This is a genomic window from Rathayibacter sp. AY1E2 (genome assembly GCF_002932325.1).
Taxonomy (GTDB): Bacteria; Actinomycetota; Actinomycetes; order Actinomycetales; family Microbacteriaceae; genus Rathayibacter.
In genome coordinates, this window is record NZ_PSVO01000023.1 from 30,540 (window position 1) to 52,333 (window position 21,794).

The window sequence follows — 21,794 nt, forward strand, 5'->3', positions numbered from 1 at the left end:
GCAGAATGGGCGGATGTCCTCCCTCACGCGCGTCGCGGCGCTCGACTGCGGCACCAACTCCCTCCGCCTGCTGATCGCCGACGTGGAGGGCGGGCGCCTCCGGGACGTCCAGCGCCGCACCGAGCTCGTGCGGCTGGGCCGCGGGGTCGACCGCACCGGCCGCTTCGACCCGGCCGCGCTCGAGCGGACCCTCGCCGTCACCCGCGAGTACGCGGCCGCCGCGCAGGAGGCCGGCGCCGAGCGCCTCCGCTTCGTCGCCACCTCGGCCACCCGCGACGCCGCCGACCGCGAGGACTTCCTCGCCGCCGTCGAGCGGATCCTCGGCGTCACCCCGGAGACGATCTCCGGCGAGGAGGAGGCGCGGCTCTCCTTCCGCGGCGCGGTCTCGGCCGTCGACTCCGCCCGGCCCGTGCTGGTCGTCGACCTCGGCGGCGGCTCGACCGAGCTCGTGCTCGGCGGAGCGGAGCCGGAGCAGGCGCACTCGATGGACGTCGGCAGCGTCCGCCTGACCGAGCGCCACCGCCGGGCCGCCGCGCCGACGGAGGGCGAGCGCGCGGCGATCCGGGCGGACGTGCGCGCCGCGCTGGCCGCCTCCTCCGTCGACCTCTCGCAGGCCCGGAGCGTCGTCGGCGTCGCCGCGACCGTGCTCACGATCACCGCGCACGTCCTCCGCACCACCGACCGCGCCGCGCTCGAGACGTCCCTCCCCCTCTCCGACGTCCTCGCCGCCTGCGACGAGCTCGCCGCGCTGTCTCCGGAGGGGACGGCGGCCCTCCCCTGGGTGCGCCCGGGGCGCGAGGACGTGCTGGCGGCCGGCGCGCTGGTCTGGGTCGAGGTCCTCCGCGCGGTCCACGAGGCGTCGCCGGGCGTCGACCGGGTCCACTCGACCGCGCACGACATCCTCGACGGGATCGCGCTCGGCCTCTCCTGACGCCCGCGCGGGTCAGGCGGTGAGGGCGCTCCCGGAGTCGCGCGGGAGCCGGGCGGCGGCGGCGAGCGGCACGAGGGTCAGCACCGCGAGGGCGAGGAAGGCGACGCGGTAGGGGACGAGGCCGGGCCCGATCGCGGTGCCGACGGCGAGCGCCACCGCGCCCACCGCGACTCCGAGTCCGGCCGCGATCTGCTGCGTGGTGGCGTTGAGGGTGTTCGCGCCCGACATCCCCTCCTGCGGGACCTCGGCGAAGGTGACGGTGTTGTAGGCCGTGAAGCCCGCCGAGCGGGCCACTCCGCTCAGCACCAGCAGCGCCACCACGAGCGCCACCGGAGTGGCAGGCTCGAGGAACGCCATCGCCGCCATGCACGCCGCCCCGACCGCGCTCGCCGCGACCAGCACCCCGCGGAAGCCGAGGCGCCGCAGCAGCGGAGTCGTGGCCGGCTTGATCGCCAGGTTGCCGGCGAAGAGCGCCAGCACCACGGAGCCGGCCTGCACCGGGCTCCAGCCGAACGCGTCCTGGAACAGCAGCGGGAGCAGGAACGGCACCGCGTTCACGGTCGCCCGGTAGAGCGATCCGCTCGCGTTGGCGACCCGGAAGGTGCGGAAGCGGAAGGCGTCGAGCCGCACGAGCGGATGCTCGGCGCGGCGCAGGTGCCGCACGGCGAGCGCCGTCACGACCGCGCCGACGAGCAGCGGCGCCACCGCCCGCCCGTCGAGCTCGGAGCCGGTGAGGAGCCCCGCCGCTCCGACCAGCGCGCCGAGACCGACCGCGACGAGCACCAGCCCGGTGACGTCGAGCGGGGGCGGCGCGCTCTCGGCGGTGTCGGGGACGATCCGGCGCGCGATCGCGAACGCGACGACCCCGAGGGGCAGGTTGATCAGGAAGATCCAGTGCCAGGAGGCGACGGTCGTGAGAAGCCCGCCGAGGAACGGCGCGATCACGGGGGCGACCAGTCCCGGCCAGACCAGGATCGCGATGGCGTGGATGATCCCCTCCCGCGGAGTCGCCCGCAGCACCGCGAGCCGGCCGACCGGCACCATCAGCGCGCCGCCGACGCCCTGCAGGACGCGGGCGCCGACCAGCAGCGGCAGCGTGGGGCTGAGCGCGCAGAGCAGGGAGGCGAGGGTGAAGACGGCGATCGCGGTGGTGAAGACGCGGCGCACGCCGAAGCGCTCGCTGAGCCAGCCCGAGGCCGGGATGAGCACGGCGACGGTGAGGAGGAACGCGGTGACGGTGATCGAGACCGCGGCGGAGTCGACGCCCAGGTCGGCGGCGATCGCGGGCGCGGCGGTCGTCACGATCGTGGCGTCGAGGTTCTCCATGAAGAAGCAGCCGGCGACGAGCAGCGCGAGGGAGCGGTGGCGGGGGTCCGTGCTGTCCTCCTCGGCGTGGGGCTGTCGGCGGCGAGCGTAGCGCGGCGACGGCGCGGCCGCCGGGCGGGTACCGTCGCAGCATGAGCGCTGCAGCCGAGACCAGGACGATCCAACTCCGACGCTACGAGCTGATGGACGGGGTGATGGACGACTTCCTCGCCTGGTTCCCCGAGCGGATCGTGCCGGCGCGCGAGGCCCACGGCTTCCGGATCGAGTTCGCCTACGCCGACCGCGAGGTGAACGAGTTCGTCTGGGCGGTCAGCACGGCCGGCGACGCCGACGCGTTCGCCGAGGTCGAGCGGGCGTACCTGGCCTCGCCCGAGCGCGACGCCGCCTTCGCGGGCGAGCCGAAGCGCGTCGCGGTGCAGCACGTGCGGCTGGTCGAGCGGATCGTCTGACCCGGGCGGCGTCCTGCCGGGGCGCCGCCGACTCCGGGCGCCGTCGGGTCCGGGCCCGTCAGCTCCGGGCGCGCCGCACGGCCGCGAGGACCCCGCGGACCACGAGCGTCCCGACCGCGATCGACCCGATCGCTCCGGTCAGGCGTGCCCAGACGTGCTTCGGCCGGTCGATCCCGGCACGGTCGGCGGGCGAGGGGAGCGAGGCGGGCGCGAGCGTGCGTCCCGCGGCTCCCGCCTCGGCCATGTGGGCGAGCCGGCGCACGGCCTCGCGGTTGCGGATCCAGAGGAACGAGTGCATCAGCGGCTTCGGGACGAGCGTGCCCGGGCCCTTCACGGGCGCCTCGTGCATCCGCACCTTCGCGCCGCGGGCGTGCGGCTCGACCTCGACGCGCACCCGGGCCTCGCCGAGCGGCCAGCCGGCGGCCTGAATGACCGTCCGGCGCGGCGGGTCCCACTCGAGAACCGTGGTGCGGTCGTCGATCACGAGCGGCCACAGGCCGAAGGAGTGGTGCAGCTGCGAGCCCACGTGCGGGAAGTCGGCGTCGACCTTCCGCATCCGCGACGCGCCGACGACCCAGCTCGGGAACAGCCAGCCGGAGGCGAGCACCGCGAAGACGGACTCGGGCGGGCAGTGGACGACGCGGGTGGTGCGGGACATCGCGGACTCCTTCGAGTGGTGGTGGGGCGCGTGGCGGCGCCGTCCCTCAGCCTGGCAGGCCGGGGGCGGCGACGGGCGCAGCGCAACGGCGGCGGCTCAGGCCGGGCGCGCCTCCGGCGACAGGTCGGGCGACTCGCGCACCCCGAACTCGTGCCGCAGCGCGCTGCGGGCGGCGTGCCAGCCGGCCATGCCGTGCACGCCCGGCCCGGGCGGGGTGGACGAGGAGCAGAGGTAGAGCCCCTTCGCGGGCGTCCGCCACGGGTCGGTCGTGGGGACCGGGCGCGAGAGCAGCTGCGCGACGCTCGCGGCGCCGGCGGCGATGTCGCCGCCCAGATAGTTCGGGTTGTAGGCCTGCATGTCGCGGGCGGTCATCGAGGAGGCGCCGATCACGCGGTCGCGGAACCCGGGGGCGAAGCGCTCGATCTGGGCGGTGATCGCCTCCTGCTGGTCGGCGGGCGAGTACCGGGGGACGTGCGTGTACGCCCAGAGGACGTGCTTGCCCTCGGGCGCCCGGGTCGGATCGACGATCGAGGGCTGCGCCACCAGCACGTAGGGGCTGCGGCTGTGCCGGCCCCGCTTCACGTCGCGCTCGGCAGCCGCGATCTCGGCGCGGCTCCCGCCGACGTGCAGCGTGCCCGCGCCGGCGAGCTCCGGGTTCGTCCACGGCACCGGCCCGTCGAGGGCGAAGTCGACCTTGGCCACGCCGTTGCCGTAGCGGAAGCGCTGGAGGGCCGCGGCGTACGCCGGGGGCAGCCGGTCCCCCGCCATCGCGAGCAGCGCCGTCGGCGTGCCGTCGACGAGCACGGCGCGGGCCGGGGGCAGCTCGGAGAGCGAGGTCACCTCGACGCCGGTCTCGATGGTGCCGCCGTGCGCCCGGAGGTCGTCGGCGAGCGCGTCGACGATCGACTGGCTGCCTCCGATCGGCACCGGCCAGCCGCGCGCGTGGGCGTAGGCGCCGAGCGCCAGGGCGGCCGCGGCCGTCGACGGGCTCGGCATCGGGCGGATCGAGTGCGCGGCGACCCCGGAGAACATCGCCGGGGCGACGTCCTCGCGGAAGCGCAGGTTCCACACCGGGGTGCCCTGCTCGAGCACCCGCAGCCCGAAGCGGATCAGCACGCTCGGGTCCGTCGGGATCCGCAGAAGCGCGTCGTTGGTGAAGCCCGCGACGCGGTCGGCCCGCTCGGAGAGAGGTCCCATCAGGGCGCGCCACGCCGCTCCGTCGCGCCCCAGCGCCTCGGCCGTGCGGTCGAGGTCGCGGTAGGCGATGCCCGCGCGGCCCCCGTCGAGCGGATGCGCGTACGAGATCTCGGGGACGACCAGCTCGATGCGCCGGTCGAGCCCGAAGGCGCGGAAGAAGCCGGACGCGAGCGCCATCGGGTGCACCGCCGAGCAGACGTCGTGGTGGAAGCCGGGCAGCGTCAGCTCCGCCGTGCGCGCGCCGCCGCCGATCGTCTCGTTGCGCTCGAGCACGGTGACCGAGAGCCCGGCCCGCGCGAGCGTGACCGCGGCGGCGAGGCCGTTGGGCCCCGCCCCGATGACGACGGCGTCGACCACGGTCACTTCCTCCGCAGGGCCGAGACGACGCCCGCGGCGCCGGCGGCGAGGGCCGCGGCGGCCCCCGCGTAGCTCAGGGCGCGGTGGCGGATCATCCAGATCTGGGGCGTCATGGTGTGCGCGCGGTCGCTGAAGAGGCCGCGGGCGCCGTGATCGCCGGGGACCGGCTCGTAGACGTTGTTCGGCAGCATCGGCTCCGTCTTGTCGGGGGCCTGCTGACCGTCGAAGGCGCTGCGGGCGAGGTACCAGTCCATGAAGCGCCCGGCGAAGCGGTCGCCGAGGATGGTGCCCGCGGTCGGCTCGCCGACCCAGGTGCGGCGGCGCGGCTTGTCGGCCACGTCGGCGATCGCGATCGCGCCCACCTCGGGCTCGTAGATCGGCGGCACGGGCTGCGGGTGGTGCGGCAGCTGCGACTTCACCCAGTTGAACTGGATGGTGTTGAGCGCCGGCATGTCGACCTCGGACAGGCGCACGCGGCTCTTCGCGTGCAGCAGCTCCGCGGTGACGGCCTCGGTGAAGCCTCGGGCGCCGAACTTGGAGGCGCAGTACGCGGCCTGCAGCGGGATGCCCCGGTGCGCGAGGGCGGAGCCGACCTGGATGACGTGCCCACGGTCGCGCGGGGTCATCCGGGAGAGGGCTGCGCGGGTGCCGTTGACGAAGCCGAAGAAGTTGACGCCCACGGCGCGCTCGAAGTCGGCGGGCTCGGTCGAGAGGAACTCGCCGAAGACGCCGACCATCGCGTCGTTGACCCACAGCTCGATCGGGCCGAGCTCGGCCTCGACCCGGTCGGCCGCCGACTCGACGGCCTCGCGGTCGGCCACGTCGGTCGGGATGCCCAGCCCGCGCCGGCCCTTCTGCTCGATCTCGGCGACCGTGGCCGCCAGTCCGTCCTCGCCGCGTGCCAGCACGGCGACGTCCCAGCCGCGGGAGGCGAGCTCGCGGACCGTGGCGCGTCCGAGCCCGGCCGTGCCGCCCGTGACGACGGCGACTCCGCGGCTCATGCGCGGGCCTCGCGGGAGGAGGTCTCGAGGCGGGGGTGCTGCGTCATGGTGCGGGCTCCTTCGTGAGGGCGCGGTGTGCGTCGGGAGTCCCACGCTAGGCGGGAGCGGCGGCGCGGCGCGCGGGGTTGCGCCCGATCGGTGGAGAGCTCGGTGGATCCGCGCCCGGGGAGGAGAATCGCTCCCGACAGCTCCCGGCACTCCTCCAGAGACCGCCGCCAGACTGACGCCCGCCCGAGCACCCTCCGACCGGATCGAAGAATGACCTCTCTCCTCGACCTGAGCCTCGTCTCCGGCCCCCTCGTCGTCGCCGTCTACGTGCTCGCGATCGGAGCGCTCCTCCTCCTGCTCGCCGCCCACGTCCGCGCTCCCCGCCGCGGGCGCTCCCGACGCGGTGGGATCGCCGTCGCGGTCCTCCTCCTGGGCCTGATCGGCGGTGCCGCCCTGGCCGCCCTCGTCGACGGGCCCGACGGCCCGTTCGGCGTCGACTTCACGCCGGTCACCCGGGTCGCGATCGGCCTGGGGATCGGCGGGCTGGGCGTCGCGCTGGTCGTCCTCGGCCATGCGATCGCCCGCCGGCGCGTGCGGGGGGTGCTCGCGTCGCTCGCGGCCGGAGTGCTCGTCGTCGCGGCGGCCGCGATGACCGTCAACATCGACTTCGGCCAGTACCCCACGGTGCGCAGCGCGCTCGGGATCAGCGCGTACTCCGACTCCTCCGTGCCGGTCGCCGCCGCGGACGGACCGCACTCGGACCTCGCGACCTGGACGGCCCCGGCGGGGATGCCCGCCGTCGGCTCGGTCTCGACGGTCGCCATCCCCGCCACCGCGTCGGGCTTCCCGGCCCGCGACGCCGTCGTCTACCTCCCGCCCGCGGCCCTCACCGCGACCCCGCCGCTGCTGCCGGTGATGATCATGCTCTCGGGGCAGCCGGGGTCGCCCTCCGATCCGCTCTCGACCGAAAAGTTCCAGCAGACCCTCGACGCCTACGCCGCCGCACACGCCGGCCTCGCGCCGATCGTCGTGTCGCCCGACCAGCTGGGCGATCCGGACAGGAACCCGATGTGCGTCGACTCGCCGCTCGGGAAGTCCGCCACCTACCTCACGGTCGACGTCCCGAACTGGATCCGCGCCAACCTGCCGGTGCTCGGCGACGCGCAGCACTGGGCGATCGGCGGCCTCTCGCAGGGCGGGACCTGCTCGATCCAGCTCGGCGCCGGCCACCCGTCGCTCTTCGGCAACATCGTCGACGCCTCGGGCGAGCTCGCGCCGACCCTCGGCAGCGAGGCGGCGACGGTCGCGCAGGGGTTCGGCGGCGACCAGGCCGCCTACGAGGCCGCGAAGCCGGTGAACGTCCTCGCGGAGAACGCCCCCTACACCGGCACCGTCGCGATCTTCGGAGTCGGCGCCGAGGACACCTCGTTCCTCCCCGGAGCGAAGACCGTCTACGCCGCGGCCGTCGCCGCCGGCATGAGCGCCACCTACCTCGAGGTGCCGGACAGCGCCCACGACGTCACGGCGTGGTCGGCGACCTTCGACAAGGGCCTCGAGATCCTCGCCGACCGCTGGAAGCTCGTCCCCGCCTCCTGAGCGGCTCCGGGCCTCAGGCGCTCTCGACCAGCCGGACCGCCGCCTCGATCCCGCCGCTCCACGGCGCCCCGTGTCCCGGGACCACCCAGCGCGCCCCGGTGGGCAGGAGCGCCCGGAGCGACGCGAGCGCCTGCTCCGGCTCGTCGGTGAACGGCGCGGGCTGCGGACCCGTGCGGCCGGTGAGCACGTGGCGGGTGGTCAGCCCGTCGCCGACGAAGACCGCGTCGGCCAGCGGCACGTGCACGGCGATGCTCCCCGGGGAGTGGCCCGGGAGCGCGATCACGCGGGGAGCGCCCGGCAGGTCGAGCGTCTGCCCGTCGTGCACCTCGACGACCTCGGTGAGCGGCGGGACCTTCGCGATGCCCTTCCGCAGCGCGTAGGCCGCGAAGCCGAGGAGCGGCAGGACGCGCAGCCGCGGTGTCGCGGTCCTCGGCTTCGCCCCGCCCTTCGCCCGCTCGGCGTCGGCGGCGTGCACGTGGACCGGCACGCTGTGGTCGCGGCGCAGGCGCTCGGCGAAGCCCACGTGGTCGGAGTCGCCGTGGGTCAGCACGACGCCGCGCACGTCGTCGAGGGTGCGGCCCATCGCGCGCAGCTCGGCCAGGAGCTCCGGCCAGAGACCGGGCAGGCCGGCGTCGATGAGGGTGACGCCCTCGTGGGTGTGGACGAGGTGGACGGCGACGATGTCGGTGCCGATGCGGCGCAGGTGGGGTCCGAGTTCCATGATGGCTACGCTAGTTAGCCATCATGGCTACTGTCAATAGCTATACTCGGTCCATGCCCACTCCCGACCGCACCTCCCTCGAGGCGATCGTGCGCGCCGCCGGCGAACTCCTCGAGCGCGACGGGCTCGCCGGGGTCACGATGCAGGCCGTCGCGCAGAGCGTCGGAGTCCGCGCCCCCTCCCTCTACAAGCGCGTCGAGGGGCGCGAGACGCTGATCCGCCTCGTCGCCGCGGACGCCCTGACCGTGCTCGCCGACCGCCTCGCCGACGCCCCGGACGCCGCCGCGCTCGCCGACCGCCTCCGCGCCTTCGGCCACGAGCGGCCGGCCGCGTTCCTCCTCGTGATGGCCCCCGCTCCCGGCACGCCCGTCGCCGCCCAGGAGTACCGCGACGCGGCGAGCGCCCGCCTGCTGGACCTCACCGCGCAGCTGGCGGGCGAGGAGGACGCCCTCGAGGCGGCGCGCACGCTGACCGCCTGGGCGACGGGGTTCATCGGCATGGAGATCACCGGCGCCTTCACCCTCGGCGGCGACGTGGAGAGCGCCTGGCGCTTCGGGCTGGGGCGGATCGTCTCCGCGCTCGCTCCGGCCGCGTCGCGCTGAGCGCCACCGCTCAGGCCCGGCGGAGCGCCGCCTCGTCCTCGAGGAACCGCGGACGGCACGCGACGATCCCGCTGACCAGCAGCACCGCCACTCCGGCGAACAGCAGCGCGTACGCGCCGCTCCAGTCCCCCTGCGCCTCGTAGAGCACGCCGATCAGCAGCGGACCGAGGCAGGCGAGCCCGTAGCCGAGCCCCTGCGTGGCGCCGGAGAGGGTCGAGGAGCCGGTGGTCGTCCGCGTCCGCGCGTTCACGAGCGTCAGGGTCATCGGGAACGTGCTGACGCCGAGCCCGAGGCAGACCACCCACGCCACGGCTCCCTCCAGCGGAGCGACGACGAGGCCGGCGTAGCCGACCGCGAGCAGCGCGCAGCACACCACCACGACCACGACCGGGTTGCGCATCCCCAGCGTCAGCGGCGGCACCACGAAGGCGGCGGCGAGGCCGAACACCGAGAACAGCGCCAGCAGCGCCCCGCCCTGCGCCGGATCCGCGCCCGCGTCGACGAGGATCGTCGGCAGCCAGGTGATGATCCCGTAGGTGTGCAGACCGGTCATCCCGAGCATCAGCACCATCGCCCAGAGCAGCGGCGTGCGCCAGGCCCCGTCCACGCGGCCGCCGGCGGCGGCCGGAGCCGCCCCGCCTCCTCCGCGGGCCGCGAGCGCCGCCCAGAGCAGGCACGCCGCGGCCGTCATCACGGCCCAGATCCCGATCGCCCAGCGCCACCCCGCCGTCGAGGCCAGCGGCACCGCGACCAGCGGAGCGACGAACTGGCCCACCTGCAGCAGCGCCAGGTAGAGCGAGCTGACCGTCTTGATCCGCTCGGCGAAGTACCGCTTCACGATCGGCACGATGAGCACGTTCGTGGTGCCCACGCCCGCGAAGGCGACGACGGTCGAGAGCACCAGCGCGACCGGGCTCGGGCTGAGCGCGCGGAGGGCGATGCCCAGTGTGGTCACCAGCGTCGCGATCGCGAGCGTGCGCTCCAGGCCGATCCGGCGCGAGACGGCCGCGGCGACGAAGCCGAAGACGGCGAAGGAGGCGGTGACGATCGTCCCCAGCGCCCCGTAGAGCGAGGGCCCGAAGCCGAGATCGGCGCCGATCGTGTCGAGCAGCGGACTGAAGCCGGTGACGGCGGTGCGGAGGTTCAGCGCGGTGATCGCGATGGCGGCGAGGGCCAGGAGGGCGGTGGCGCGGAGCGTCGGTGCTGCGGTCATGGAGTCCCCGAGAGATAGGATGATGGGATGAATCCTGGCGAGTCTAGCCCCGCGGCGCCGTTCCAGCGCGAGAGCGTGATCGACCACGTCACGGCGCTGTTCCACGAGGAGATCCGCTCCGGCCGCTGGGCCGTCGGCGAGCGGATCCCGGTGGAGGCCGAGCTCGCCCGCTGGACCGGCGCCGGACGCAACTCCGTCCGCGAGGCCGTCCAGGCCCTCGTGCAGGCGGGCCTCGTGCGGCGGGAGCAGGGGCGCGGCACGTTCGTCACCGCGCGCTCGCAGCTCGCCGAATCGCTGCGCCGCCGCATCCCGAGCGCCGCCCGCCGGGAGGGCCTCGAGCTGCGGTTCGCGATCGACGGGGCGACGGCCGCGCTGGCGGCCGAGCGCCGCACCGGGGAGGACGTCGCCGCCCTCCGCGCCCTGCTGGCCCGCCGGGCCCGCTCGTGGGAGGCGCCGGAGCTCGCCGAGCGGATCGCCGCGGACACCGCGCTGCACCGGGCCGTCGTCGTCGCGACCCACAACGACCTGTTCGTCGAGCTCTACGACGGCCTCACCGGCATGTTCGAGTCGGTGCTGGAGGAGGACGTCGTCGGCGAGGAGGACGTGCACGCCCGCCAGCACGCCGAGCTGGTCGAGGCGATCGCCGCGGGCGACGCCGAGGGGGCGCGGCGCCGGATCGAGGAGCTGCTCGCGCCGCTGCTGGCCGAGGCGCAGCAGGGCGGCGGCTGAGGCTGAGGGGATCCTCAGCGGCGGGCGGCGAACGGCACGCGCTCGCGGCCGGCGCCGTGCCGCCCACCGAGCGGCATCAGCCGAGTGGGATCAGCCCCGCGGACGACGGGTCGACCAGAGCGCCCACGCCACCAGCAGCGGCTGGAACGCGAGGCGCACGGCGCGCTTGCGGTCGGTGTCGAGGCCGAAGGCGCTCGTCCGCGTCACCCACTGCGAGACGTTGCCCGGGAAGATCGCGGTGAAGAAGGCGGCGGCCGCGGCCCCGACCAGCGGCGCCCGGCGGCGCGCGAGCACCAGCGAGGCGCCCAGCCCGATCTCGACCACGCCCGAGGCGAGCACGACCGCGTCCTTGTCCAGCGGCACCCACTCGGGCACCTGCGCCTGGAACTCCTCCCGCTTGCGGGTGAGGTGGCTCACCCCCGCGAAGAGGAGGGCGGAGCCGAGGAGCACCTTGGCGCCGGTGCGGAGGAGGGAGGGGGAGGAGGATGTCATGCGCTCCATCGTTCCCGATGCGGGCCGCCGCCGCCGCCGTGGCGCGGCCACTGCGCACGAACGTGCCGGTGTCGGAGGCGGCGCCTAGTCTGATCGCGTGACTGACCGCATCCTCGTCCTCACCACCGGTGGCACCGTCGACAAGGAGTACTCGCTCGCGGGCGAGCTCGAGATCGGCGCCCCGATGGTGCCGCGCCTGCTCGCCCCGGTGCTCACCACGCTCGAGTTCCGCGTCGAGGAGGTCCTCGCCAAGGACAGCCTCGAGCTCGACGACGCCGATCGGGCCCTCATCCGCGAGCGGGTGCTCGCCGCCGAAGAGGACCGGATCGTCCTCACCCACGGCACCGACACGATGACCGCGACGGCCGAGGCCCTCGGCGTCGTCCGCGATCGGGTGGTCGTCCTCACCGGCGCGATGCAGCCCGCACGGATGCTCGACAGCGATGCCGCGTTCAACCTCGGCACCGCGGTGGCCGCCGTGCAGCTGCTGCCGCCGGGCGTCTACCTCGCGATGAGCGGGCGGGTGCTGCCCGCCGGCTCCGTGGTGAAGGACCGGTCGATCGGCGTGTTCCTCCCGGCCTGAGCCGCACCAGGATCGAGGGGCGCCCGCAGACGGGCTCCCGGCCGGACCGGCCTCAGGCCTCGGCGAGCTCCGCGGTGCAGGCGGCGCAGAGCCCGAAGACGTCCACGACGTGGTGCGCGTCCGTGAAGCCGTTCTGCGACGCGACCGAGCGCGCCCACTCCTCGACCTCGTCGGCCGCGATCTCGACCGTCAGCCCGCAGCGGCGGCAGATCAGGTGGTGGTGGTGCGTCCCCGGCGTGCAGGCGCGGTAGAGGCTCTCGCCCTCGGGCGACTGCAGTGAGTCGGCCTCGCCCTCCCCGGCCAGGTCCGAGAGCGCGCGGTAGACCGTCGCGAGCCCGATCGGCGAGCCGGAGGCGTGCAGCGCACTGTGCAGGCCCTGGGCGCTGACGAAGTCCTCGCGACGCCCGAGAGCCTCGCGCACCGCCTCGCGCTGCCACGTGTTGCGCTTGACCACTGGACCACCTCCACTCCGCACGACCCGGGCCACGCTACCGCCCCCCGCCGACGGCGAGCCGGGAGCGCCGGACGCCCTTGCGGCCGATGATCCGGCAGACCGCGTAGATCGCGAACGAGATCGTCGTCACGTAGGGGCTGATCGGGATCGATCCGCCCAGCGCGAGCAGGATGCCGCCCACCAGCGCGCCGACGGCGAAGAGCACGCTCAGCAGCGGCACGACCACCGGCGAGGCGGACAGGCGCAGCGCCGCGGCCGCCGGCGTCACCAGGATCGCGAGCACGAGCAGCGAGCCGACGATCTGCACCGAGACGGCGACCGCGAGGCCGAGCAGGAGCATGAACGCGATCGAGAGCGCCCGGGTGGGAATGCCGCGCGCGGCCGCCACGTCGGCGTCGACGCTCGCGAAGGTGAGGGGGCGCCAGATCAGCGCGAGACCGACGAGGACGACCACCGAGATGCCGATCAGCCACCCGAGCTGCGGGTCGTCGACCGCGACGATCTGCCCGGTGAGCAGGCCGAACTTGTTCGCGCTGCGGCCCGGGTAGAGGGCCAGGCAGAGGATGCCGATGCCGAGTCCGAAGGGCATCAGCACCGCGATGATCGAGTTGCGGTCGCGGGCGCGCGAGCCGAGCACGCCGATCAGGACCGCCGCGATCAGCGATCCGACGATCGATCCCTCGACGACGCCGACGCCCAGCAGCAGCCCCGCGGAGGCCCCCGCGAACGAGAGCTCGCTGATGCCGTGGACCGCGAACGCCATGTCGCGCGACATCACGAAGACGCCGATGAGCCCGCCGACCACTCCGAGGACCGCGCCGGCGATCACCGAGTTCATCAGGAGCGACAGCAGCGCTCCGTAGTCCGAGAAGTCGAAGATCTGCGACCAGACGTCCGTCACGACTGCCCCTCCTCGTGCTCGTGCACGTGCGAGTGGTCGGGGGCGCCGACCACGATGACCCGGCCCCGGGCGCGGATCACGTCGACGGGTGCGTCGTAGAGCTCGCTGAGCACCTCCGAGCGCAGGACTTCGTCGGGGGTGCCGATCCGGAATCGGCCGCCGGCGAGGTAGAGCACGCGGTCCACCATGCCGAGCACCGGATTCACGTCGTGCGTGACGAAGAGGACGCCGAGGTTCCGCTCGCGGCGGTGCCGGTCGATCAGCTCGCTGACCGCCCGCTGGTGGGCGAGGTCGAGCGCGATCAGCGGCTCGTCGCAGAGCAGGAGCGCCGGGTCGCCCGCGAGCGCCTGGCCGACGCGGACGCGCTGCTGCTCGCCGCCGGACAGGCTGCCGATGGGGGCGTCGGCGAAGGCGGTGGCGCCGACGGCCTCGAGCAGCGCGTCGACGGCCGCGCGCCGGGAGTGGGAGGGCAGGGGCAGGCCGAACCGGTGGCCGTCGATCCCGAGCCCGAGCAGATCGCGCGCGCGCAGCGGCGTGCCCTCGTCGGCGAGCTTCTGCTGCGGGATGTAGCCGATGCGCCGGTTGCCGCGGTGCACGGGCTCGCCGAGCACCTGCAGCTCCCCCGCGCTCAGCTGCTGCTGGCCGAGCACCGCGCGCAGGAGGCTCGTCTTGCCGGAGCCGTTCGCGCCGAGCACCGCGACGAACTCGCCGGCGCGCACGTCGAGGTCGACGCCGCTCCACAGCTCGCGGTCGCCGAAGCGGAGCCCGGCGCCGCGCAGCCGCAGCACGGACGCCGAAGGGCCCGCCTCCGGGGAGACGGGCCTGGTCGGGGAGTCGTGCCTCACTGGGAGAGGGCTCCCTCGATCGCGTCGAGGTTGGCGGTCATCCAGCCGGTGTAGTCGTCGCCCTCGGGCAGCGTCTCGGTGACGGGGACGGCCGGGATCCCGGCGGCCCTCGCGGCGTCGAGCACCGCGTCCGTCTGCGCCCCCTCGGTCTGCTCGTTGTAGATCAGCGCGTCCACGGCCTCGCCGGAGAACAGCGCCAGCGTCTCCTGGAGCGTGGTCGCGGGGACGTCGGTGCCCTCCTCGACCGCCTCGCTGAAGGCCTCGGGAGTCGCGTCGGTCAGGCCGAGCGCGTCGGTCATGTACAGCGGGACGGGCTCGGTGATCGCGATGGAGCGGCCGGAGAGCGTGCCCTTCAGCTCGCTCTCACGGGCGATCAGGGCGTCGAGCCCCTCGTCGAGCGTGGCGAGGTTGGCCGAGTAGGCGGAGGCGTTGTCGGGGTCGAGCGCGGCGAGCTCGTCGCCGATCCGCCCCGCGACCTCCTTCATCGCCGAGAGGTCGTACCAGACGTGCTCGTTGAACTCCGCGTGCTCGTGCCCGCCCTCCGACTCCTCCTCCGCGTGGTCGTGGACGTCCTCCAGGCCGGCGATCACGGTCGCCGTGATGACGGGGGCCTCGGTGCCGGCCGCGCTGATCATGGTGTCGAGGAAGTGGTCGTAGCCGCCGCCGTTCTCGATCACGAGGGTCGCGCCGGACACGGCGAGCTGGTCGCGGGCGGTGGCCTCGTACTCGTGCGGGTCCTTGTCCGGGCTGTCGATGATGCTGGTCACCTCGACCAGGTCGCCGCCGATGCTCGAGACGAGGTCGCCGTAGACGTTCGTCGACGCGACGACCTTCACGGGCCCGCCCGCGGCGGCGGAGGAGCTGTCGGAGGCGCTGCCCGCTCCGGAGCAGCCGCTCAGGGCGAGCGCGGTGCCGCCGAGGAGGGCGGTGAGGGCGAGGAGGCGGGTCTTCACGGTGAGCCGATCTGAGTCAGGGGCCGGGCGGGTGCCCCCACGCTAACGGCTATTGATAACGATTGTCAAAATCGTGCAGAGGCGCCCGCCGGTCATCCGCGGACACACGCGGACACGGGGCGACACGCGCCTCGCTCCGGACACCTCGCCCCTGGCACAGTCGCTGCACACCGCCCCCGACGAGACGAGGACACCGTGACCACCACCGCACCCACGACCGCCGGCGCCGACGCCGCGACGACGATCGGCGCCGCCGCCGAGCACTGGTCGGCCGCACCCCGGCCCGACTCCCCTGACGCCTGGCTCGTCCGCGCCGAGGAGGTCGCCGCTGTGCTCGCGACCGACGCCCTCGAGCGCGACCGCGCCGGCGCCGCCCCCTTCGCCGAGGTCGCCCTGCTCAAGGCGGCCGGCCTCGTCACGCTGCTCGGGCCCGCCGAGCACGGCGGCGGTGCCCAGGAGTGGACCACCGCCCTCCGCGTCGTCCGCACCGTCGCGCGCGGCGACGGCTCGATCGGCCAGCTGCTCGGCTACCACTACCTCTGGGCCTGGGCGGCCCGCCTCGTGGGGACCCCTGAGCAGATCATCGCGGTCGAGCAGCTCGCGACCGAGGGGGACCTCCTCTACGGAGGCGCGGTGAACCCGCGCGACTCCGACCTCACCGTGCGGGAGGAGGGCGACGAGCTGGTCTTCACCGGCCGCAAGTCGTTCTCGACCGGCGGCGTGGTCAGCGACCTGACCGTGCTCGAGGGGGTGCTCGAGGGGACGGACACCCACCTCTTCGCGATCGTCCCCACCGATCAGGAGGGGATCGTCTTCGGCCGCGACTGGGACAGCCTCGGCCAGCGGCTCACCGAGTCCGGCTCCGTCGAGATCCGCGGCGTCCGCGTGCCGTGGGCGGCCGCGGCCGGCTTCGTCGACAGGGTCTACCGTCCGCTCGTCTACAACACCCTCAACGTGCCCGTCATCCAGCAGGTCTTCGCCGAGTTCTACCTCGGCATCGCGCAGGGAGCGCTCGAGCGCGCGGCGCAGTACACCCGCGAGCGCACTCGGGCCTGGCCGTACGGCGGCGACGACAAGGAGCGCGCCGGCGACGAGTGGTACGTGCTCGAGGGATACGGCGACCTGCAGTCCCGGCTCTGGGCCGACGAGGCGCTGATCGACGCGACGGGGGCCGCGCTCTCGGCCGCGCTGCACGCTCCGCGCGAGGAGCTGACGCCTCGGCGCCGCGGCGAGATCGCCGTGCGGATCGCCGCGGCCAAGGCGCGGATCGTGGAGGACGGCCTCGCGACGGCGACCCGCGTCTTCGAGCTGACCGGCGCCCGCGCCTCCGCGAGCTCGGTCGGACTCGACCTCTACTGGCGGAACCTCCGCACCCACTCCCTGCACGATCCGCTGCCCTACAAGCGCCGCGAGGTCGGCGTCTTCGCCCTGCTCGACACCGTCCCCGAGCCCAGCTGGTACACCTGATCGGCCGCGGGGCGCGTCCTGCTCCGGCGGCGCGCCCCGCCCGCACGCCGCCCCGGCGTCGATCCGCGACAGGCCGGAGCGGAGCCCCGGGGTAGCGTGAGGGCCGAGCGGAGGGAGGACCGTGGCCGTCACGCTGCACGACGTCGCCCGCGCCGCCGACGTCTCGATCAAGACCGTCTCGAACGTGATCAACGACTATCCGCACGTGCGCCCGGCCACCCGCTCCCGGGTGCAGGCGGCCATCGCGCAACTGGGCTACCGCCCCAACCTCTCCGCGCGGAGCCTGCGCCGCGGCCGCACCGGCGTGATCGGCCTCGCCCTGCCGGAGCTGAGCCTCCCCTACTTCGCCGAGCTCGCCGACAGCGTGATGCGCGCCGCCGACGAGCGCGGCCTGACGGTGCTGATCGAGCAGACCGGCGGCGACCCCGAGCGCGAGCGGAGCGTCCTGGCGAGCGAGCGCCGGCAGCTCACCGACGGCCTGCTCTTCAGCCCGCTGGGCCTCGCCGACGAGGACGCACTCGCGGTCGGCTTCCCCCTGGTGCTGCTCGGCGAGCGGATCTTCACCGGGCTGGTCGACCACGTCACCATGCAGAACACTGCGGCGGCGCACGCGGCCACCGCGCACCTGCTCGCCGCCGGAAGGCGCCGGATCGTGGCGCTCGGGACGCACCCCGACGCCGCTGTCAGCTCGGCGTCGCTCCGCCTCGAGGGCTACCGCGCCGCGCTCGCCGAGGCCGGCATCGCCTACGACGAGCGGATGATCGGCGTCTCTGGCCCGTGGCGGCGCTCCGGCGGCGCCGAGGCGATGCGCCGCGTGCTCGCCTCCGGGCTCGACTTCGACGCCGTGTTCGCACTCAACGACACCCTCGCGCTCGGCGCGGTCCGCGCGCTCCAGGAGGCGGGGGTCCGCGTGCCCGAGGAGGTGGCGGTGATCGGCTTCGACGACATCGACGAGGCGGGCTACTCCTCCCCCAGCCTCTCCAGCGTGGACTCGGGGCGCGACGAGATCGCGCGCACTGCGGTCGAGGTGCTGCAGGCCCGGATCGAGGGCACCCGCACCGGCCCCGGGACGCTCCACGAGGCGGCGTTCACCGTGGTCGCCCGGGAGTCGACCGCGGGCCGGCCGATCGCGGAGGACCCGCCGGTCGGCCGGGCGTCGGCCGGGGCCTAGGCGCAGGTCCCGCTGCCGCAGATCTCGCGGCGGATCCACGCTCCCGCGTCCGCGACGGCCAGCTCGCCGCGGCGGAGGAGCCGGCTCCACTCCACGGCCCGCGTCGTCAGCCGGTCGTCGGCCGAGCCGCGGACGTCGCCGCCGACGGTGCGGAGGAACAGGTGCGCGAGCGGGCCGCCGAGGTACAGCGTGGCGCCCGCGACGCCGGCGAAGTGGCGGGCCTGGCCGCGGGTGCCGTCGTCGTAGGGGCGGCGGAAGCCCTTCCCCCGGACCCGGTTGCGGCCGCCGTGCGCCAGGTCGAGAGCGCCGAGCGGGGCGCTGCGGATGCCGGCGACGTCCTTCGCGACGGCCGCGAGGAACGCGCGCGGGCGAGGATGCGACGCCGCGAGGGCGTCGGCGCGGTCGGCGAGCTCGGAGCAGGCGTCGGTGACGGCATCGGAGGAGGGCACCCGCCCAGTCGAGCACAGGTGCGCTGAGCGGCGGCGGGGAGACGCGACGCCCGAAGAGGTCTGCCGCCGTCGGCAGCGGCGAGCAGCGAGGCAGGAGGGGGCCGGTGCCGCTCTTGACAGCGGCCGAGCCGGGGCGGACCATCGTGTACAACGTTAGAAAGACCGCTCGCCGCCGAGCCCGCTGCGGGAGCCCGAAGCCCGAAAGGCCCTCATGACCGACGCCCCCGCCGCCACCGCGCGCATCAGCCTCGACCCCGCCGCGGTCGTCGCCCCCGTCACTCCGCGCCTCTTCGGCTCGTTCGTCGAGCACCTCGGCCGCTGCGTGTACGACGGCATCTACGAGCCCGGCCACCCCGCCTCGAACGAGGACGGGTTCCGCCTCGACGTGGTCGAGCTGGTCAAGGAGCTGGGCACCACGACGATCCGCTACCCCGGCGGCAACTTCGTCTCGGGCTACCGCTGGGAGGACGGCGTCGGCCCGCGCTCCGAGCGCCCCCGCCGCCGCGACCTGGCCTGGCACTCGCTCGAGACCAACGAGGTCGGGCTGGACGACTTCGCGAAGTGGGCGGAGCTGACCGGCAGCGAGATCATGTACGCCGTCAACCTCGGCACCCGCGGCGTCCTCGAGGCGCTCGACGTCCTCGAGTACGCCAACGGACCGGCCGGCACCGCTCTCGCCGACCAGCGCATCGCCAACGGCGGGACCGAGCCCTACGACATCCGCATGTGGTGCCTCGGGAACGAGATGGACGGCCCCTGGCAGGTCGGCCACATGAGCGCCGACGACTACGGCAAGCTCGCCTCCCGCACCGCCAAGGCCCTCAAGATCGCGGACCCCTCGCTCGAGCTGGTCGTCTGCGGCTCGTCGAGCTCGTCGATGCCGACCTTCGGCGAGTGGGAGCGCGTGGTCCTCGAGCACGCGTACGACGACGTCGAGTACGTCTCGTGCCACGCCTACTACCAGGAGTACGACGGAGACCTCGGCTCCTTCCTCGCCTCCTCCCTCGACATGGAGTACTTCATCGCCACCGTCGCGGCGACCGTGGACCACGTGAAGTTCAAGCTCAAGAAGACGAAGGACATCAAGCTCTCCTTCGACGAGTGGAACGTCTGGTACCTCGAGGAGTGGCAGGCCAAGGAGAAGGCCGACGCCGAGGGCGACCAGAGCACCCGCGAGTGGGCCTACGCCCCGCGCCTGCTCGAGGACGTCTACTCCGTCGCCGACGCCGTCGTCCTCGGCAACCTGATGATCACGCTGCTGAAGAACTCCGACCGGGTCACCTCCGCCTCCCTCGCGCAGCTCGTCAACGTGATCGCGCCGATCATGACCGAGCCGGGCGGAGCCGCGTGGCGCCAGACCACGTTCTTCCCGTTCTCGACCACCGCGCGCCTGGCCTCCGGCTCGGTGCTGCGCCCCCGGATCGACGCGGGGACCTACTCGACCGCCCGTCACGGCGACGCTCCGCTCATCGACTCCGTCGCCACCGTCGACGAGGGCCGCGCGGCCGTCTTCCTGGTGAACCGGTCGCAGACGGAGCCGATCGAGGTCACCGTCGACGTCAGCGGCCTCGGAGTCTCGAGCATCGCGGAGGCGCTGGCCCTGTTCGACGAGGACCCCTACGCGAAGAACACGCGTGACGACCAGAACCGCGTGCGCCTGCGCGAGGCCACGGCGACGCTCGAGGACGGCGTGCTGACGCTGACCCTCCCGCCCGTCTCGTGGACGGCGGTCGCGCTCACGGCGTAGCGGCGTCCGACCCGCGGGACCGCGTCCGGCCTCCCGGAGCCGCGCGGTCCCGCGGGCCCCGTCGGGAACCGTCCCGGCTCAGGCCGCGGGCCGCAGCGGGGAGGAGGCGCTCGAGCTGGTCCGCGAGGTCGTCCGCCACCCCCACGAGTACGTGGCGGGGATCGGGCTCGACAACCTCGAGACGGCGGGTCCGCCCGAGCGCTTCGCCGACGCCTACCGCCTCGCCGGGGAGGCCGGCCTGGGCCGGACCGCCCACTCCTCCGAGCACGCCCCGACCGCGGCCAACACGACGACCTGCCTCGATCTGCTGGGCTGCGACCGGATCGACCACGGCTACTTCGTCCTCGAGGACCCCGCCGTCGTCGAGCGCGTCCGCGAGCAGGGCGTGGTGTTCACCGTCGCCTCGACGACCTCGCGCCGCTCCTGGCGGCCCTGGCGGCGCGCGTCCATCCGGGCGATGCTCGACGCGGGACTGCGGGTCGTGCCGTGCTCCGACGATCCCGGGATGTTCCCGACCACGCTCGCCGACGAGTACCGCCTCGCCGCCGGCCCGATCGGCGCGACCGCCGCTCAGCTGCGCGCGATGGCGCTCACCGGAGCGGAGGCCTCCTGGCTGCCCGCCGACGAGAAGGAGAGTCTGCGCGCGTCGTTCGCCGCGGAGCTGGACGCGCTGGACGCGGAGTTCGGGCTCGTCTGAGGCCCGGGACGCGACGGGCTCCCCGCCCTGACAGAGTGGACGGATGAGCCCCCTCCCCGATCCCCTGGCCTTCGACCTCGAGGCGCTGCGCCGGGAGGTGCTGCCGGACGACGGGGGCGAGGTCGACGACAGCATCCCCGCGCTCGCGGACGCCGACCCGGGACTCTGCGCGATCGCGCTCGTCCTGCCCGACGGGTCCGTCCGCGCGAGCGCCGACGCGGAGTCGCGGTTCAGCATCCAGTCGGCCGTGAAGCCGTTCCTGTTCGCGCTCGCGCTCCTCGACACCGGCGGCGACGCGCTCGACCGCGTCGGCATCGAGCCCACCGGCGAGGCCTTCGACGCCCTCAAGCTCGAGAGCGGCACCGGGCGTCCGCCGAACCCGATGGTCAACGCGGGAGCGCTGCTGACCGCCGCCCTGGTCGACGGCGGCGACGCCGACGGCCGGAGCGAGCGGATCCTCCGCGGCCTCTCCGCCTTCGCCGGCCGCCCGCTCTCCGTCGACGAGAGCGTCGCCGCCGACGAGCACCTCCTCGGCGACCGGAATCACGCCCTCGCGCACCTGATGCGCGCGGAGGGCACCCTGCACCGCAGCGCCGACGACGCCGTCTCCGCGTACGCCCGGGCGTGCGCCGTGCTGGTCGACGTCCGCGACCTGGCCGCGATGGGCGCGACGCTCGCGTTCGGCGGCGTGCACCCGGGGACCGGCGAGCGGGTCGTGCCGGCGTCGGTCGCGCGCGACGTGGTCGCGGTCATGGCGACGTGCGGCGTCTACGACGGCTCGGGCCGCTGGATGCGCGCGGTCGGCGTGCCCGCCAAGTCGAGCGTCTCGGGCGCCCTCGTCCTCTCCGCGCCCGGCCGCCTCGGCGCCGCCGTCGTCAGCCCGCCGCTGGACCCCCAGGGCACCAGCGTCCGCGGCGCCCGCGTCGCCGCCCGCCTGAGCGACGCCCTCGCCCTGCACTCCTTCGCCGTCTCCCCCCGCTGACCGCTGCCGTTCCCCCGCTCTCCCCGCTCCCGCCGGCGCAGCCGCGGCCCGTGCCCCGCACCCTCAGCGGAGACCACCCGCCCTCCCTCGACAGCGAAGGGCCGAGCCGCATCCGTGCACGCTCGCCCGCAGGGCCGAGCCGCGTCAGCGCACGCTCGCCCGCAGGGCCGAGCTGACCGCCGAATCGCGTTCCAGCGATTCGCCGTAGCGGTACGCTCCCCGCTCCACGACACGCCCCCACCTCGTACAGCCGACCGCGGAGCGGATGACGACGAAGGAGGAATC

23 protein-coding genes are annotated in these 21,794 nt (G+C 74.7%); 11 read left to right on the forward strand and 12 right to left on the reverse strand.

Annotated features, from left to right (window positions below; all coding sequences use genetic code 11):
• Positions 1-13 precede the first annotated feature (13 nt).
• The gene (locus C5C49_RS14170; RefSeq protein WP_104346396.1) at positions 14-931 is read left to right on the forward strand and encodes an exopolyphosphatase; all 918 of its coding nucleotides are present in this window, start codon (positions 14-16) and stop codon (positions 929-931) included.
• 12 nt (positions 932-943) lie between these two features.
• Here C5C49_RS14170 and C5C49_RS14175 read toward each other — a convergent pair whose 3' ends face one another.
• A complete protein-coding gene (locus C5C49_RS14175) occupies positions 944-2,281 on the reverse strand; it encodes an MFS transporter (protein ID WP_258068475.1) in 1,338 nt (445 codons plus the stop codon).
• A gap of 107 nt (positions 2,282-2,388) precedes the next feature.
• Between C5C49_RS14175 and C5C49_RS14180 the strand changes: the two genes are divergently transcribed.
• Positions 2,389-2,706: an NIPSNAP family protein gene (locus C5C49_RS14180; protein WP_104224531.1), complete on the forward strand. Its 318-nt coding sequence runs from the start codon at positions 2,389-2,391 to the stop codon at positions 2,704-2,706.
• A gap of 58 nt (positions 2,707-2,764) precedes the next feature.
• Here C5C49_RS14180 and C5C49_RS14185 read toward each other — a convergent pair whose 3' ends face one another.
• From C5C49_RS14185 to C5C49_RS14195, 3 genes are all read right to left on the reverse strand, one after another.
• Positions 2,765-3,364 (reverse strand): SRPBCC domain-containing protein, encoded by a 600-nt coding sequence (locus tag C5C49_RS14185; RefSeq protein ID WP_104346398.1) that lies wholly within the window; start codon positions 3,362-3,364, stop codon positions 2,765-2,767.
• Between the two features lie 96 nt (positions 3,365-3,460).
• Positions 3,461-4,918 (reverse strand): phytoene desaturase family protein, encoded by a 1,458-nt coding sequence (locus C5C49_RS14190; RefSeq protein ID WP_374953700.1) that lies wholly within the window; start codon positions 4,916-4,918, stop codon positions 3,461-3,463.
• Between the two features lie 2 nt (positions 4,919-4,920).
• Positions 4,921-5,919, reverse strand: coding sequence for an SDR family oxidoreductase (locus tag C5C49_RS14195; RefSeq protein ID WP_104233564.1), 999 nt, complete (start codon positions 5,917-5,919; stop codon positions 4,921-4,923).
• Between the two features lie 258 nt (positions 5,920-6,177).
• On the opposite strand from C5C49_RS14195, the gene C5C49_RS14200 reads away from it, so the two are divergent.
• The gene (locus C5C49_RS14200) at positions 6,178-7,503 is read left to right on the forward strand and encodes an esterase family protein (RefSeq protein WP_104346400.1); all 1,326 of its coding nucleotides are present in this window, start codon (positions 6,178-6,180) and stop codon (positions 7,501-7,503) included.
• A gap of 13 nt (positions 7,504-7,516) precedes the next feature.
• Here the strand turns inward: C5C49_RS14200 and C5C49_RS14205 are convergent, their stop codons facing one another.
• Entirely contained in the window at positions 7,517-8,224 is a 708-nt protein-coding gene (locus C5C49_RS14205; protein WP_104346401.1) for an MBL fold metallo-hydrolase, read from the reverse strand.
• A 53-nt stretch (positions 8,225-8,277) separates the two neighbouring features.
• Between C5C49_RS14205 and C5C49_RS14210 the strand changes: the two genes are divergently transcribed.
• Positions 8,278-8,826, forward strand: a complete 549-nt coding sequence (locus C5C49_RS14210) for a TetR/AcrR family transcriptional regulator (RefSeq protein ID WP_104329417.1) — start codon at positions 8,278-8,280, stop codon at positions 8,824-8,826.
• A 10-nt stretch (positions 8,827-8,836) separates the two neighbouring features.
• On the opposite strand, the gene C5C49_RS14215 is transcribed toward C5C49_RS14210, so the two are convergent.
• Entirely contained in the window at positions 8,837-10,039 is a 1,203-nt protein-coding gene (locus C5C49_RS14215; protein WP_104256448.1) for an MFS transporter, read from the reverse strand.
• A 27-nt stretch (positions 10,040-10,066) separates the two neighbouring features.
• Between C5C49_RS14215 and C5C49_RS14220 the strand changes: the two genes are divergently transcribed.
• On the forward strand, positions 10,067-10,768 hold the full coding sequence (locus C5C49_RS14220; RefSeq protein ID WP_104292768.1) for a FadR/GntR family transcriptional regulator: 702 nt from the start codon (positions 10,067-10,069) through the stop codon (positions 10,766-10,768).
• A 90-nt stretch (positions 10,769-10,858) separates the two neighbouring features.
• On the opposite strand, the gene C5C49_RS14225 is transcribed toward C5C49_RS14220, so the two are convergent.
• Positions 10,859-11,269, reverse strand: coding sequence for a hypothetical protein (locus C5C49_RS14225; RefSeq protein WP_181027249.1), 411 nt, complete (start codon positions 11,267-11,269; stop codon positions 10,859-10,861).
• Positions 11,270-11,357: 88 nt separating this feature from the next.
• Between C5C49_RS14225 and C5C49_RS14230 the strand changes: the two genes are divergently transcribed.
• Positions 11,358-11,843 carry an asparaginase domain-containing protein gene (locus C5C49_RS14230; RefSeq protein WP_104224541.1) on the forward strand — a complete coding sequence of 162 codons (486 nt, stop codon included), beginning with the start codon at positions 11,358-11,360 and terminating at the stop codon, positions 11,841-11,843.
• A 52-nt stretch (positions 11,844-11,895) separates the two neighbouring features.
• On the opposite strand, the gene C5C49_RS14235 is transcribed toward C5C49_RS14230, so the two are convergent.
• The 4 genes from C5C49_RS14235 to C5C49_RS14250 are packed head-to-tail and all read right to left on the reverse strand — an operon-like array spanning position 11,896 to position 14,996.
• A complete protein-coding gene (locus C5C49_RS14235; RefSeq protein ID WP_104346402.1) occupies positions 11,896-12,297 on the reverse strand; it encodes a Fur family transcriptional regulator in 402 nt (133 codons plus the stop codon).
• 34 nt (positions 12,298-12,331) lie between these two features.
• Positions 12,332-13,135 carry a metal ABC transporter permease gene (locus C5C49_RS14240; RefSeq protein WP_104224551.1) on the reverse strand — a complete coding sequence of 268 codons (804 nt, stop codon included), beginning with the start codon at positions 13,133-13,135 and terminating at the stop codon, positions 12,332-12,334.
• A 59-nt stretch (positions 13,136-13,194) separates the two neighbouring features.
• On the reverse strand, positions 13,195-14,043 hold the full coding sequence (locus C5C49_RS14245) for a metal ABC transporter ATP-binding protein (protein WP_104346403.1): 849 nt from the start codon (positions 14,041-14,043) through the stop codon (positions 13,195-13,197).
• Positions 14,040-14,996, reverse strand: a complete 957-nt coding sequence (locus C5C49_RS14250; RefSeq protein WP_104346404.1) for a metal ABC transporter solute-binding protein, Zn/Mn family — start codon at positions 14,994-14,996, stop codon at positions 14,040-14,042. The genes C5C49_RS14245 and C5C49_RS14250 overlap by 4 nt, the downstream gene beginning before the upstream one ends.
• A 195-nt stretch (positions 14,997-15,191) precedes the next feature.
• Between C5C49_RS14250 and C5C49_RS14255 the strand changes: the two genes are divergently transcribed.
• Together C5C49_RS14255 and C5C49_RS14260 are read left to right on the forward strand one after the other, a co-directional pair.
• Positions 15,192-16,463 carry an acyl-CoA dehydrogenase family protein gene (locus C5C49_RS14255; RefSeq protein ID WP_258060570.1) on the forward strand — a complete coding sequence of 424 codons (1,272 nt, stop codon included), beginning with the start codon at positions 15,192-15,194 and terminating at the stop codon, positions 16,461-16,463.
• A 121-nt stretch (positions 16,464-16,584) separates the two neighbouring features.
• Positions 16,585-17,634, forward strand: coding sequence for a LacI family DNA-binding transcriptional regulator (locus C5C49_RS14260; RefSeq protein ID WP_104346405.1), 1,050 nt, complete (start codon positions 16,585-16,587; stop codon positions 17,632-17,634).
• Here C5C49_RS14260 and C5C49_RS14265 read toward each other — a convergent pair.
• On the reverse strand, positions 17,631-18,083 hold the full coding sequence (locus C5C49_RS14265) for a hypothetical protein (RefSeq protein ID WP_104224546.1): 453 nt from the start codon (positions 18,081-18,083) through the stop codon (positions 17,631-17,633). The two genes, C5C49_RS14260 and C5C49_RS14265, sit on opposite strands and share 4 nt — an antisense overlap.
• Positions 18,084-18,294: 211 nt before the next feature.
• Between C5C49_RS14265 and C5C49_RS14270 the strand changes: the two genes are divergently transcribed.
• From C5C49_RS14270 to glsA, 3 genes are all read left to right on the forward strand, one after another.
• Positions 18,295-19,830 carry an alpha-N-arabinofuranosidase gene (locus C5C49_RS14270; protein ID WP_104227228.1) on the forward strand — a complete coding sequence of 512 codons (1,536 nt, stop codon included), beginning with the start codon at positions 18,295-18,297 and terminating at the stop codon, positions 19,828-19,830.
• A gap of 115 nt (positions 19,831-19,945) precedes the next feature.
• A complete protein-coding gene (locus C5C49_RS14275) occupies positions 19,946-20,527 on the forward strand; it encodes a hypothetical protein (protein WP_104256444.1) in 582 nt (193 codons plus the stop codon).
• A gap of 43 nt (positions 20,528-20,570) precedes the next feature.
• Positions 20,571-21,509 (forward strand): glutaminase A, encoded by a 939-nt coding sequence (gene glsA / locus C5C49_RS14280; protein ID WP_104346406.1) that lies wholly within the window; start codon positions 20,571-20,573, stop codon positions 21,507-21,509.
• Positions 21,510-21,794 lie beyond the last annotated feature (285 nt).